The organism is Actinoplanes sp. URMC 104, assembly GCF_051386375.1.
In the GTDB taxonomy this organism is placed as follows: domain Bacteria; phylum Actinomycetota; class Actinomycetes; order Mycobacteriales; family Micromonosporaceae; genus Actinoplanes.
In genome coordinates, this window is the sequence record NZ_JBPQTO010000002.1 from 1,624,871 (window position 1) to 1,638,734 (window position 13,864).

A 13,864-nucleotide genomic window follows, 5' to 3' on the forward strand; every position below is an offset into this window, starting at 1 on the left:
CGTTGCGGCTACTGATCGCCGCAGACGAATCGTGGCTCGGGATCGTAGCGCCAGCTGAACTTCTCGCGCTCGACCTCGCGGCCATCCTTGCGGATGACGCGCCACGCGTCCTGGGTGAAGCCTGGGAGTCCGCTGGAAGTTAGGCACTTCGGCCCGGGCTCGCGGTGCACGGTGGGCGGGCTGGTCACGTTGCGCCGGGGGCCGTAGACGGTCTTCACGCTGTCGTAGACCTTCGTGCTCCACATCGTGACGGTCACCGAGCGCCCGGTCGTGGCCGTGTCGATCAGGATCCCGTACGGCGTGGTGTTCTTGAACTTGAGGTCCAGCGTCGGATAGAAGATCGTCGACTCGATGACGGCCGGGTAGCGCGAGAACCAGAACGAGTGCGGCTTGTGCTCGACGTCCTGCAGGCCCGCGTAGTAGGCGGCGTTGAACAGCGTGGTGGTGAACTGCGACGCGCCGCCGCCGACGCCCGGCTCGAGCACACCGTTGACGATCACCGGCGCGTCCTTGTAGCCGGCCGCGTAGTTCCGCTCGCCGGTGTGCCCGTTGAGCGAGAACGTCTCGCCGGGCCGCACGATCGCGCCGTCGACATCCTCGGCGATCGTGATGATGTTCCGGCTGCGCGGGGCGTTGCGGCCACCGGTGAAGTACGTGGTGAAGGTCGACACCTTCTCCTTGATGCCGAGCCTGGTCACGTCGGCCACGCTCGTGTCCGGACCGCTCTCGGCGAGCGGGGCGGTCACCGTGCGCGGCGCCGCGCGGGGCAGCACCTCGAGCAGCGCAGAGCCGAGCCGGGTGAGGTCGACCAGGCGGCCGGGAGCTCCGGGCACGACCCGCGGCTTGCCGCCCTGCAGACGTACGGTGGCGGGTTCGGCGGGGGTCTCGACCTCGCGGAAGCCGGCCGGCGCCGCCGCGCGGAGCTTGGCGCCGTCGATGACGGGGGTGAGCCGGCCCGCGCTGTCGGAGCGGAAGACCAGGCCCTTCGCGATCGCGGCCGGGCTCAGGCGGAACGACCTGCCGCCTGCCGTCACGGTGACCGGCGCGGCCACGGCCGGCTTCGCCACTCCCGCGACCAGCTCGTCGACCTGCGCCCTGGTCATCGCGGGCGGGCGGGTGGTCAGCGGAACGTCGGCCACCTGCCCGGCCGGCCACGCCTTCGTGACGCGCTCGGCCGCGAGCGCCCCGTCGAGATCCAGACCCGCCCGGGCGTACGAGGCCACGGGCGCGACGCCGCGGAAAGTGATCGCGGCCTTGGTCACCGTGATCCGCGCGCGGTCGACCCGCTCGCGCAGCGCGGCCTCGAGCTCGGCCGCGTCCACTCGCACGACCGGGGCGACGTCCCTGGTGCCGAACGGCACGAGACCACCGCTCGCGGCGGCGTCCACCGTCGCGGGCACGTCGAGCGCCAACCCGACCGTGCCCGGCTGGAGCGTGATCTCCTTGCCGTCGAGGCGGACCCGCGCCGCCCGGCCGCCCTGGCTCACGGCCCGCGCACCCAGCTCCCGCACGGCCTCGGCCCGGCTGAGCCCGCCGAGGTCGAGGCCCAGCACCCTGGTGCCCCGCGGGATGTCGCCGGTGGTGACGTACGCGACCGCCCCGGCGCCGGCCGCGACCAGCGCCACCACACCGGCCGCCAGCACGCCACGCCTGCGCCGCGGGGCGGGAAGGCTCTCCTCGGGCAGGGCCCGGCGCGGCATCGGAACTGTGGCGTCCGCCTCCCCGGCGGCCGCATCGGCGCCGGCCGGAGCCTCGTTGAGGGTGAGGGCGTCGCCCGGCCTCGCCTCCGGCGGCGGCTCGACGGATCCTCCGGGCCTGGACGTCACGTGTTTCCCCTATGTCGCGCCTACGGCACCTGGCGCTTCAGGATCAGGCGGTAGGAGAAGACAGCATAGGTCAGGCTGCCGGCCAGGATCATGATCAACGCGATCCAGTTCTCCCCGCCGAGCAGGTAGTCGCCCTCGGTGGTGCGCAGGCCGGCCGCGCCCAGCATGAGCAGCGTCCACAGGATCCACGGCGGCGCGAGCGACCAGCGGCGGCGGGTGGTGGTGACCGCGAACCAGGCGATCGCGTAGTTGAGCACCGCGGCGAGCAGGATCGAGACGCCGAGCGGCGGGCCGCCGCCCGAGCCGATCGCGTCGCCGCGCCAGACCGACACCAGGTCGCCGGCGCGCAGCGTGCTCAGCACGATCTCGAAGAAGCCGCTGACCAGCGCCGCCACGGTCGCGATCACGAGCCCGGCGATGCGGATCACCCGCTCCCACCCATGCCAGGGCTCGCGCGACATCCCGGCGTACGTCTCCGGGGTCGTCTCTTGCTGCGTCGGCTCGCTCACGCCGGCCCCCTCCTCGCCGACCGTGTGCTCCTCGGTGCCGGCCCGGCTCATCGCACGCCCGCGTCGGCGGCCGCCGGCTGCTCGAGGCCGAGCCCGCCGAACAGGTCGCTCTCCCAGTTGTGCGGCCCCTCGCCGGGGCCGCGCTCGCCCTTGGCGATCGTGAAGTACTCCACGCCCATGAACTCGCCGCCGAAGTCGCCGGCGATGCCGTAGAGCCAGGAGTTGTCGGGGATCTGCGTGGCGTGCGCCTGCATCGCCGCGACCTTCCGCTGGTAGTGGTCGGTGCCGTCGATGCGCGCGGCGATCTCGTCGTCGGGGTGGCCGAACGGCAGGTCCTCCACCCGCTCGACGTCGGCGAACGGGTTGTCGGAGAGCTCGCGGAACGCCTCCATGCCGTCGCGCAGCACGCTCAGCGGCATCGCCGTCCAGTAGATCTTCTGCGGCCCCTCGTCGCCGGCCAGCTCGGCGGCGCGCATCGCGACGCGGTGCGCCTGGATGTGGTCCGGATGCCCGTAGAAGCCGTTGGGGTCGTACGTGATCATCACCTGGGGGCGGACCTCGCGGATGACCTCGAGCAGCAGCGCCGCGGCCTCGTCGAGGTCGGCGCGCCAGAACGCCCGGGGGTGGTCGTTGGTCGGCAGGCCCATCATGCCCGAGTCGCGGTAACGGCCGGCGCCGCCCAGAAACCGGTGGTCGGTGACGCCGAGCGCGGCGCACGCGCGGGACAGCTCGACCAGGCGGTAGCCGCCGAGCTGGTCGGCCTGGGCGGCCTCGAGCTGCGCCAGCTCGGGGACGTGGATCTCGCCCTCCTCGCCCAGCGTGCAGGTCACGAGCGTCACGTGGGCGCCGGACGCGGCGTAGTGAGCCATCGTGGCGCCGGTGCCGGTGACCTCGTCGTCGGGGTGGGCGTGCACGAGCAGCAGGCGGCGCGCGGGCAGGGCGTCAGTCACGCGCGCCACTCTACGCGCCGATCACTGCGGACCCCCGGCACGCCGTACGCCCGTTTGGGGCGCGCGAACGTGCCTTGATCAGCGATGCTGTCCCCGTGGACTTCCCTCGGCTCGCGGAGCGCACCGGCCACTTCCGCTACGGAGCGCCGCACGCCGTACAGATCGGGGCGGACGGCCGGCGGGTGGTGTTCCTGCGCTCCACCGGACCCGAGGACCCGCACTGCGCCCTGTGGGTGCTCAACGTCGCGACCGCGGTCGAGTCCCTGGTCGCGCCGGGGCCGCTCACCTCGTACGCCCTGGATCGGGACGCCTGCGTGGCGGCGTTCGCACGCGACGGGCGGCTGTTCCGCGCCGACCTCACCCGGGGCACGGTCACCGAGGTGCCCACCGACGAGCCGGCCACCGACCCCCGGCCGGACCCGGACGGCGTGAACATCGGCTACCTCAGCCGGGCGCACGGCTTCCCGTCGCTGCGCGTGGTCGGGCCGGACGGCGACCGCCTGCTCGCGGGCGAGTCCGGCAACGCGTGGCGCGAGCACGGCGCCGCGATCGGCTGGGGCGTCCCGGATCGCACGGCGCTGCGGTTCGGCCGTGACCGCGGCTGGTGGTGGGCGCCCGACGGCAGCCAGATCCTCGCCGCGCGGACCGCCTCGGGAACCAGCCTGCACCTGCTCGACCTCGACTTCGGCTGGGTCGACGTGCACTGGGACCGCGAGACGTATCCGCACGTGGTCAGCGTGCGCTGGGCCGACGGCGGCGGCCCGCTGATCACCGTGCTGCGCCGCCTGCAGCAGCACGGCCTGGTGCTGGCGGTCGACCCGCGCACCGGCGAGACCCAGGTGCACGCCGAGCTGGCCGACGCCCGCTGGGTGGAGCCGGTCGCCGGAACCCCGCGCCACCTGCCCGACGGCCGTGTGCTGGTCGGCGGGGAGCTGGCGCACGACGGCTTCGACGCGCGGTGCCTGTTCGCCGACGGCAGCCTGCTCACCCCGCCCGGCCTCTACGTGCGGCGGGTGGTGGGCACCGCGCCGCGCCCGGGCAGCCCGTCGCCCGACCTCATCGTGGAAGGCACCGACGACGACCCGGCCACCCAGGCGGTCTTCCGGGTGCGCACCTCCTTCGGCGGCGGCGGTCCCGAGGCGCGCAAGGTGACGCCGACCCCGGGCCGGCACCGTGCCGTGGCCTGCGGCGGCGTGCTGATCGTCGACGACGTGGTGTGGCGCGGCGAGGCCCGCGTGGCGGCGCTCGGGAACCTGGCTGCGCCGCTGCCGTACCAGCCCCGGCCGGTGCTGGAACGGGTCACCGACCGGCGCCTGCCCGCGGCGGTGCTCTACCCCTCCGCGTACGTGGGTGGCACCCGCATCCCCGTGCTGGTCGCGCTGGGTGACGGGCCCGGCAGCCAGCAGGTGGTCCACGACGCCGCGGCCTGGCAGGAACGGCAGTGGTGGGCCGACCACGGGTTCGCGGTCGTGAGCATCGACGGCCGGGGCACGCCCGGGGTGGCGCCCAGCTTCGAGAAGGTGGTGCACCGGCGGCTGGTCGACGTGTCGCTCGCCGACCAGGCGGACGCGCTGCACAGCCTGCACGGCAAGCACCCGGACCTGGATCTGGGCTCGGTGGCCGTCCGCGGGACCGGGCTCGGCGGCTGGCTGGCGGCCATGGCCGTGCTGCGCCGGCCCGACGTCTTCCACCGCGGGGTGGCGCGCGAGCCGGTCGTGGACTGGCTGGACGAGCCGTCACCGTTCGCCGAGCGCTACCTCGGGGACCGGCGCGACTCCGCCGACGTCTACGCCCACCACAGCCTGGCCGGCGCCGAGCCGACCGACGCGCTGCTGATCGTGGGCGCGTCCGTGCCGGGCCTGCGCTCGGTCTCGGCCGCCTCGCTCGAGGAGGAGTTAGCCTTCTTGCAAGGCCACCCGAAGCGGCGACAGTAGTCGCGAGGAGAGTTGTCGTGAGACTAGTCTTTGTGAGAGAGTCTGACCTCGATCTCGCAGGAGGCGTCATGACGTCGACAGCCCTGGCCGACAACCAGCCGATGAGCGGCGAGGAATTCCTCGCGCTGGGCGACACGTCTCCCCGCGTCGAACTGTTCGACGGGAGTCTGCACGTGACACCGGCCCCCACCATCAGACATCAACGCATCGGCCGACGCCTGGCCAACGCCTTGGAGACGAGCGCAAATGCTGCCGGCCTCCAAGTCGACGACGCCGTAAACGTCCGATTGCTGCCGGAGAGAATCCTCATCCCCGACGTCGTGGTCTTCTCGGCGGAGGTCAGCATCGATCAGCTGGTCATCGACGGATCTGCCGTCCACCTGGTGTGCGAGATTCTTTCCCCATCCGATCCGACCACTGACAAAGTGCTCAAGATGCACTACTACGCCGCAGCCGGAATTCCGAAATATCTTGTGGTCGACCCCGTTGCACGCACCTTTCAGCTCCATGAGCTGCAGGGCACCGCGTATACCGAGCACTGGACGATCCGGGTCGGCGACGTCCTCCGGCTGACCGAGCCGCTCGTCGTCGATCTCGAACCGGCGGTGCTGCTGCCGGAATGAAAGCTGTCGTACCCGTCCCCTAGGGTCGGGCGCATGAGTCACTTCGATGAGGCCGCCGCGGCGGTGCAGGCCGCCCTCGACGCCGGGGCCCGCTATGCGGACTGCCGCGTCATGCTGCGCCGCACCGAGTCGATGACCGCCCGCGACGGCGAGGTCGAGGAGCTCGGCTCGGGCGAGAGCGCGGGCCTGGGCGTCCGCGCGCTGGTCGGCTCGTCCTGGGGCTTCTACGCGGTGCCCGACCTGTCCGACGCGGCCGCCCGCGCCGCCGGCCGCCGGGCCGCCCAGATCGCCACGGCCAGCGCCACCGTGCCCGGCCCGCCCATCGACCTGGTGCCCGCCGCCGCGGTCGAGGCCTCCTGGGCCGGCCCCTGCGAGGTCGACCCGCTCGGCGTCTCGCTGTCCACCAAGGGCGACCTGCTGGTCGGCGCCACCGCGGCCGCCAAGCAGGCCGGGGCCGACCTGGCCGAGGCCGGCTACCAGATCTGGGACACCCGCAAGTGGTTCGTCTCCAGCGACGGCCACCGCATCGACCAGCACATCCGCGAGTGCGGCGGGGGCGTCACGGCAAGCGTCTTCGGCGACGGCGAGATCCAGCGCCGGTCCTGGCCCTCGCACAGCGGCCAGCACGGCACGAGCGGTTGGGAGCTGGTCGACGGCCTCGACCTGATCGGCAACGCGCCGCGCATGGCCGAGGAGGCGCGCGCCCTGGTCAGCGCGCCGCTCTGCCCGTCCGGCGAGACCACGCTCGTGCTCGGCGGCGAGCAGCTCGCGCTGCAGATCCACGAGTCCGTCGGCCACGCCATCGAGCTCGACCGCATCCTGGGCTGGGAGGCGGCGTTCGCCGGCACCAGCTGGCTCGAGCTGCCCCGGCTGGGCTCGCTGCGCTACGGCTCCGAGCTGATGAACATCACGATCGACCCGACCGTCCCGGGCGCTCTGGGCAGCTTCGGCTACGACGACGAGGGCACCCCCGCCACCAAGCGCGACGCCGTGCGCGACGGCATTTGGGTCGGCGTGCTCGCCGGGCGCGACTCGGCCGCCGTCGCCGGGCTCGACTACGCGGGCAGCGTGCGCTCCGACGGCTGGGCGCGGCTGCCGATGGTCCGCATGACCAATGTGGGCCTCGAGCCGGGGCCGCACACGCTCGACGAGATCATCGCGGCGACCGACGACGGCGTGTTCATGGACGTCAACCGCTCCTGGTCGATCGACGACCGGCGGCTCAACTTCCAGTTCGGCTGCGAGATCGGCTACGAGATCAAGAACGGCAGGCTGGGGCGCATGCTGCGCAACCCGACCTACACCGGCATCGGCCCGAGGTTTTGGCAGTCGATGGACATGCTGTCGTCCGAGACCGTGGCCTGGGGCACGCCCAACTGCGGCAAGGGCCAGCCCGGCCAGGTCGGGCACACCGGCCATCCCGCCGCGCCGGCCCGGTTCAGCAACGTCCGCGTGGGGGTGCGCGCATGAGCGCCGAGATCGTCCGGACCGGCGCCGAGCTCGCGCTCGCCGCCCGGGTCGTCGAGCTGGCCAGGCAGGTGGCGGGCCCGGCAGCCGAGGCCGAGGTGCTGGTGCGGCACGACGCCGAGGCGCTGACCCGCTTCGCCAACTCGATGATCCATCAGAACGTGGCCGACGCGACCACGACCGTGCGGCTGAGGTTGCACCTCGACGGCCGCACCGCGTCGGGTTCGACCACAGTGGTCGGCGCCGACGGCCTGCGCGGCCTGGTCGACCGCACGGTGGCCGCGGTCCGGCTCAGCCCGCCCGACCCCACGTGGACCGGCCTCACCCCGCCCACGCCGCTGCACCCGTCCGCCGGCTACCACGGCTCCGGCGATCGCTCCGGGCTCGACTTCGGCTTCGACGAGGCGACCGCGCGGGCCACCCCCGCGGAGCGCGCGGCCCGCGTCCGCGACTTCGTGCTCGCCGCCGAGGGCCTCGAGACTGCCGGATACTGCCGCACGACGTACACGTCCGCCGCCTTCGCCAACAGCGCCGGCCAGGCCGTCGAGGGCCGCACCGCCGAGGCCGCCATGGACGGCATCACCCGCATCGCCGGCGCCGACGGCGTGGCCCGCCTGGCCGCGGGCCGCCTGGCCGACCTCGACGGCGCCGTCCTCGGCGCCCGCGCCACCGCCAAGGCCCGCGCCGTGCAGAACCCCGTCGAGCTGCCGCCCGGCCGCTACGAGGTCGTCCTCGAACCCGAGGCCGTCGCCGACCTGCTCGACAACCTCGCCCTGTTCGGCTTCAACGGCAAGGCGTACGCCCAGAGACAGTCCTTCGCCCAGCTCGGCGCCGACCAGTTCGACCCGTCGGTGACCATCGTGGACGACCCGCTGGGCAGCCGCGCCGAGCCCGCTCCCGGCCTGCCCTTCGACGACGAGGGCACCCCGCGCGAGTCGCTGGTCCTCGTCCGCGACGGCGTCACCAAGGCCGTCACCCACGACCGCACCTCGGCCGCCGAGGCCGGCGCCGCCTCCACCGGCCACGCCTCCCCGGCTTCGCGCACCTGGGGCCCCTACCCCACCCACCTGCGCCTCGAGGCCGCCTCCACCTCCGGCCGGCCGCCCACCGACCCGTCCTCCCCCATCGCCGACTCGGCGCGCCCGCTGGTCTCGCACCTTCGGCGCGGGCTGCTCATCACCGACCTCTGGTACACCCGGGTGCTCGACCAGAAGACCCTGGTCGTCACCGGCCTGACCCGCAACGGCGTGTGGCTCGTCGAGGACGGCGAGATCGCGGCGCCGGTGAGCAACCTGCGGTTCACCCAGTCCTATCCCCAGGCCCTGGGGCCGGGGGCCGTTCTCGGCATCGGCGGCGAGTCGGTGCTGCTGCCCGACCGCTGGACCGGCACCCGTTACGCCGCTCCCGCTCTGCACCTGGCCTCCTGGAACCTGACCGGCAACGCCTCCGGCTGAGCGCGCGTCCATCGCCCCGCCGGCCGCTCACCTGCGGAATTCCGGCAGGGCGCGGCGCATTGACCGGCGTGTTTGACTGAAACGGTGAGCGACACGCCGCGCGACCCTCACCAGGACGACGCCACCACACGTCTGCCGCGAAGCGACGGCGCCGGCTCACCGGCCTTCACGCCGCGGTCGTCCAGCTCCGACCCGGGCGACACGCCGCGGCGCGATGCGGGCTTCGGCGCGGCGGATGCGGGTGGCGACGCGGCGCTGTCCGGGCGGCGGGGTTCCAGCGGCTCGACCGCGGACGAGGGCGGCTCGGCAGCGGGCGGCGGCTCCGCAGTAGGCGGCGGCTCCGCAGTAGGCGGCGGCTCCGCAGTAGGCGGCGGCTCCGCAGTGGGCGACACCTCCGCAGTGGGCGACAGGTCGGCGACGGGCGGCGGCTCGACCGCGGGCGGCGGGTCGGCGGCGGGCGGCGGGTCGGCGGTGGGCGACCGGCCGGGTGGGGGCGGCCGGCGGGCGGCGCGCAAGACGGAGTCGTGGTGGCGGAGGCTGTCCCGGCCGGGCGCGGCCACGGGGATGCCGGACCGGCAGCGGCGGAAACGGCAGCTGTGGGTGGCGGGCATCTCGGTCGGAGCGGCCCTGCTGGTGGTGGCGCTCTGTGCGGGCGTTCTCTCGGTCATCGACGCGGTCGACGGGGTGCGGGACGACGCCTCGGAGGCGCGAGAGGCCCGCGAGCTGCGCGACCGGGCCTGCCTCGACCTCGAACGCCGGCTCAATCGGCTGACGCCGCCGGGGGCCGCGGCGGGGCCGGCGGGGCGGGCGGTGGCGGTCCGCGACGAGAACTCGGCCGTACGCCTCTACGTGAGCGACGTCAGCGACGAGCGCGTGCAGGACCGCTGGCGGCAGCTGCTCGACGCCCGGGCCGTCTACGCCGACGCGCTCGACCGGCAGTCCAAGGCCCGTACGCCCGCCTTCTTCGTGGCGCCCAAGAACGACGACGCCGAGCCGGTGGCCGACGACCTGGTCGAGTGGTCGCCCGCGCCGTGCGCGGGGCCGATCCGCCGCCTCGCCGCCCCGGACCTCTGATCGACAGCCGTCTGCATGATCAAGTTCGGTCGATGCGATCAGGGTCGGTATTTGTGATCCACACCCCATCCCTGAGCGCGAAACTGTCGGACCCACGGCGTAACGTGTGCCCCACATCACGCAAGCATGGCGGCTGACGGGCTCCTCCCGGCTCGGGCGGCCGGGTCACGTCAGGAGAACGAATGACGACGACGGCAACGAGGCCGGGCGTGGGATCCTCCGGTCCACGACGATCACGCGCGGCGATCACGGCCAAGACGCTGCGCACCGACCGCTGGTGGCTCGCCCCGCTGATCACCTTCGCCGGGCTCACGGCCTGGGTCGCGTACGCGACCGTCCGGGTCTTCATGCACAAGTGGTATTTCGTCGAGGAATACCACTACCTCACGCCGTTCTACTCGCCCTGCATCACCGACCGCTGCGTCGAGGGCGCGGCCGAGTTCGGCACCCCGCTGCCCAGCTTCTGGCTGCTGCCCGAGGCCGCCTTCACCCTGCCGTTCCTGCTGCTCTTCCGGCTGACCTGCTACTACTACCGCAAGGCCTACTACCGCGCGTTCTGGCTCTCGCCCCCGGCCTGCGCCGTCCCCGACGGCCACGCGAAATACACCGGCGAGACGCGCTTCCCGCTGATCTTTCAGAACGCCCACCGCTACGCGTTCTACGCCGCCGTGATCATCTCGCTGATCAACACGTGGGACGCGATCCGCGCGTTCCAGAGCGGCGACGGGTTCGGCTTCGGGCTGGGCAACATCGTCCTGCTGGTCAACGTGATCATGCTGTGGGCCTACACGTTGTCCTGCCACTCCTGCCGCCACATCACCGGTGGCCGGCTCAAGCACTTCTCGAAGCACCCCGTGCGCTATCGCGTCTGGACCTTCGTGTCGAAGCTCAACGTGCGCCACATGCAACTGGCCTGGATCACCCTCGGCACCCTGGCGCTCACCGACTTCTACGTCATGGCGGTGTCCGCCGGCTGGTTCTCCGATCTGCGGTTCGTCGGCTGAGGGGCGCACACAATGACTACTGCACGCATCGAACGGCACCTCTTCGACGTCGTCGTGATCGGGGCCGGCGGCGCCGGTCTGCGCGCGGCGATCGAGGCCCGGCTGGCCGGCAAGCGCACCGCGATCATCTCCAAGTCGCTGTTCGGCAAGGCGCACACGGTGATGGCCGAGGGCGGCGCCGCGGCGGCGATGGGCAACGTCAACTCGCGCGACAACTGGATGGTCCACTTCCGCGACACCATGCGCGGCGGCAAGTTCCTCAACAACTTCCGCATGGCCGAGCTGCACGCCAAGGAGGCGCCGGAGCGCATCTGGGAGCTCGAGACATACGGCGCGCTCTTCGACCGCACCAAGGACGGCAAGATCTCGCAGCGCAACTTCGGGGGGCACGAATATCCGCGGCTCGCGCACGTCGGTGACCGCACCGGCCTCGAGCTCATCCGCACCCTGCAGCAGAAGATCGTGTCGCTGCAGCAGGAGGACTTCGCCGAGACCGGCAACTACGACTCGCGCATCCGGGTCTTCTCCGAGACCACGATCACCGAGCTGCTGCTCGACGGCAACCGGGTGGCGGGCGCGTTCGGCTACTACCGCGAGTCCGGCGAGTTCATCCTGCTCGAGGCGCCCGCCGTGATCCTGGCGACCGGCGGCGTCGGCCGCAGCTACAAGGTCACCTCAAACAGCTGGGAATACACCGGCGACGGCCACGCGCTGGCGCTGCGGGCCGGCGCGACGCTGATCAACATGGAGTTCCTGCAGTTCCACCCCACCGGCATGGTGTGGCCGCCCAGCGTCAAGGGCATCCTGGTCACCGAGTCGGTGCGCGGCGACGGCGGCGTGCTGCGCAACAGCGACGGCAAGCGCTTCATGTTCGACTACGTCCCCGACGTGTTCCGCAAGCAGTACGCGGACACCGAGGAGGAAGCCGACCGCTGGTACAACGACGCCGACAACAACCGCCGCCCGCCCGAGCTGCTGCCGCGCGACGAGGTGGCCCGCGCGATCAACTCCGAGGTCAAGGCCGGTCGCGGCACCCCGGCCGGCGGCGTCTACCTCGACGTCTCCACGCGGATGCCGGCCGAGACGATCACCCGGCGGCTTCCGTCGATGTACCACCAGTTCAAGGAACTGGCCGACGTCGACATCACCAAGGAGCCGATGGAGGTCGGCCCGACCTGCCACTACGTGATGGGCGGCGTCGAGGTGGACCCCGACACTGCGGCCGCGATGGGCACGGTCGAGGGCCTGTTCGCGGCCGGTGAGGTGTCCGGCGGCATGCACGGCTCCAACCGGCTGGGCGGCAACTCGCTGTCCGACCTGCTGGTGTTCGGCAAGCGGGCGGGCGAGCACGCCGCGGCGTACGCGGAAGCTCTCGGGCAACGCCCCAAGGTCCGCACGTCCGATGTGGAGGCCGCGGCGGCCACGGCGCTCGCGCCCCTGCAGCGGCAGAGCGGGGAGAACCCGTACACGCTGCAGCAGGACCTTCAGGCCGTGATGGGTGATCTGGTCGGCATCATCCGGCGCGAGGCCGAGCTGACCGACGCGCTCAAGCGGCTGCAGGAGCTCAAGCAGCGCGTCGCCCAGGTCGGCGCGGCCGGGGGCCGGCGCTACAACCCGGGCTGGCACCTCGCGCTCGACCTGCGCAACATGCTGATCGTCTCGGAGTGCACGGCCAAGGCCGCCCTCGAGCGGGAGGAGTCGCGCGGCGGCCACACCCGCGAGGACTTCCCGCAGATGAACGCCGAGTGGCGCCTGGTCAACCTGGTCTGCTCGCTGGGCGACGACGGCGACATCCACCTCGAGCGCAAGCCGCTGCCCCGCATGCGCGACGAGCTGATCAGCCTGTTCGACCGCGCCGAGCTCTCGAAATACCTGACCGAGGACGAACTGACGCAGTACGACGCGATCGAGGGCCCCACGGGCGCCGAGGTGGCACACGAACCCGGCGCGCGCGCGGACGCGCGGAGCAAGACGGAGGCGAAGTAATGGGCACCAAGCGTCACTTCCGCGTCTGGCGCGGCGACTCGGCCGGCGGCGACATCCAGGACTACGACGTCGAGGTCAACGAGGGCGAGGTCGTGCTCGACATCATCCACCGGCTGCAGGCGACCCAGACGCCGGACCTCGCCTGCCGCTGGAACTGCAAGGCGGGCAAGTGCGGCTCCTGCTCGATGGAGATCAACGGCAAGCCCAAGCTCGGGTGCATGACGCGGATGTCCACCTTCGAGGAGGACGAGACCATCACGATCACGCCGCTGCGGACCTTCCCGGTCATCCGCGACCTGGTCACCGACGTGTCCTTCAACTACGAGAAGGCGCGCGAGACCCCGGCGTTCGCGCCGCCGGCCGGGGTGGCCCCGGGCGACTACCGCATGCAGCAGGTCGACGTCGAGCGGAGCCAGGAGTTCCGCAAGTGCATCGAGTGCTTCCTCTGCCAGAACACGTGTCACGTCGTGCGCGACCACGAGGAGAACAAGGCCGCGTTCTCCGGCCCGCGCTACTTCATCCGCGCGGCCGAGCTCGACATGCACCCGTTGGACGCCCGCGAGGACCGCAAGCAGTACGCGCAGGCGAGCCAGGGCCTCGGCTACTGCAACATCACCAAGTGCTGCACCGAGGTCTGCCCGGAACACATCAAGATCACCGACAACGCGATCATTCCGATGAAGGAGCGCGTGGTGGACCGTCGTTACGACCCCCTGGTCTGGCTCGGTCGCAAGATCTTCCGTCGGGACCAGATGGACGAACCCGAGTCGATGGCGCCCAGTTCGTCGGTCGGCGTGACCGACGTGGCGAAGGGCGCGCCGTTCACGACCAACCGCGGCCCCGCGGGCCCGGAGGTGCGCGAGGACGGCCGGATGGACGTCACCGAGGTGTCGCTGCCCACCCAGGGCGGCCCGTCCCCGTTCGGCGACCAGAGCTTCCCGTTGCCGCTCAACCAGGTCGCCTATCAGCAGCCCGCACCGCAGCATCGCGAGGTCGCCGACGAGAACGACAACCCCGCGGCCCACTGACCCCTCGGC

11 protein-coding genes are annotated in these 13,864 nt (G+C 72.4%); 8 read left to right on the forward strand and 3 right to left on the reverse strand.

The window, feature by feature from the left end; translation table 11 throughout:
- Positions 1-8 precede the first annotated feature (8 nt).
- From ACSNN8_RS08565 to mshB, 3 genes are read right to left on the reverse strand one after another with little or no spacing between them, the layout of a single operon-like run.
- Positions 9-1,826, reverse strand: a complete 1,818-nt coding sequence (locus ACSNN8_RS08565; protein WP_436648097.1) for a VanW family protein — start codon at positions 1,824-1,826, stop codon at positions 9-11.
- Positions 1,827-1,846: 20 nt separating this feature from the next.
- Entirely contained in the window at positions 1,847-2,386 is a 540-nt protein-coding gene (locus ACSNN8_RS08570) for a hypothetical protein (protein ID WP_436648098.1), read from the reverse strand.
- The gene (mshB, locus tag ACSNN8_RS08575; protein WP_436648099.1) at positions 2,383-3,285 is read right to left on the reverse strand and encodes an N-acetyl-1-D-myo-inositol-2-amino-2-deoxy-alpha-D-glucopyranoside deacetylase; all 903 of its coding nucleotides are present in this window, start codon (positions 3,283-3,285) and stop codon (positions 2,383-2,385) included. The genes ACSNN8_RS08570 and mshB overlap by 4 nt, the downstream gene beginning before the upstream one ends.
- Before the next feature lie 95 nt (positions 3,286-3,380).
- Here mshB and ACSNN8_RS08580 point away from each other — a divergent pair, with 95 nt between their 5' ends.
- The 8 genes from ACSNN8_RS08580 (at position 3,381) to ACSNN8_RS08615 (ending at position 13,855) form a co-directional block, all read left to right on the forward strand.
- A complete protein-coding gene (locus ACSNN8_RS08580) occupies positions 3,381-5,219 on the forward strand; it encodes a prolyl oligopeptidase family serine peptidase (protein ID WP_436648100.1) in 1,839 nt (612 codons plus the stop codon).
- A gap of 68 nt (positions 5,220-5,287) precedes the next feature.
- A complete protein-coding gene (locus ACSNN8_RS08585) occupies positions 5,288-5,842 on the forward strand; it encodes a Uma2 family endonuclease (protein ID WP_436648101.1) in 555 nt (184 codons plus the stop codon).
- Between the two features lie 33 nt (positions 5,843-5,875).
- Positions 5,876-7,312, forward strand: coding sequence for a TldD/PmbA family protein (locus tag ACSNN8_RS08590; protein WP_436648102.1), 1,437 nt, complete (start codon positions 5,876-5,878; stop codon positions 7,310-7,312).
- Entirely contained in the window at positions 7,309-8,763 is a 1,455-nt protein-coding gene (locus ACSNN8_RS08595) for a TldD/PmbA family protein (RefSeq protein WP_436648103.1), read from the forward strand. The genes ACSNN8_RS08590 and ACSNN8_RS08595 overlap by 4 nt, the downstream gene beginning before the upstream one ends.
- Positions 8,764-8,847: 84 nt before the next feature.
- Positions 8,848-9,837, forward strand: coding sequence for a hypothetical protein (locus ACSNN8_RS08600; RefSeq protein WP_436648104.1), 990 nt, complete (start codon positions 8,848-8,850; stop codon positions 9,835-9,837).
- A gap of 182 nt (positions 9,838-10,019) precedes the next feature.
- Complete coding sequence (locus ACSNN8_RS08605) at positions 10,020-10,841, forward strand: hypothetical protein (RefSeq protein WP_436648105.1); 822 nt, start codon at positions 10,020-10,022, stop codon at positions 10,839-10,841.
- Positions 10,842-10,853: 12 nt separating this feature from the next.
- A complete protein-coding gene (locus ACSNN8_RS08610; protein WP_436648106.1) occupies positions 10,854-12,827 on the forward strand; it encodes a fumarate reductase/succinate dehydrogenase flavoprotein subunit in 1,974 nt (657 codons plus the stop codon).
- Positions 12,827-13,855 (forward strand): succinate dehydrogenase/fumarate reductase iron-sulfur subunit, encoded by a 1,029-nt coding sequence (locus ACSNN8_RS08615; RefSeq protein WP_436648107.1) that lies wholly within the window; start codon positions 12,827-12,829, stop codon positions 13,853-13,855. Before ACSNN8_RS08610 ends, ACSNN8_RS08615 begins: the two co-directional genes overlap by 1 nt.
- Positions 13,856-13,864 lie beyond the last annotated feature (9 nt).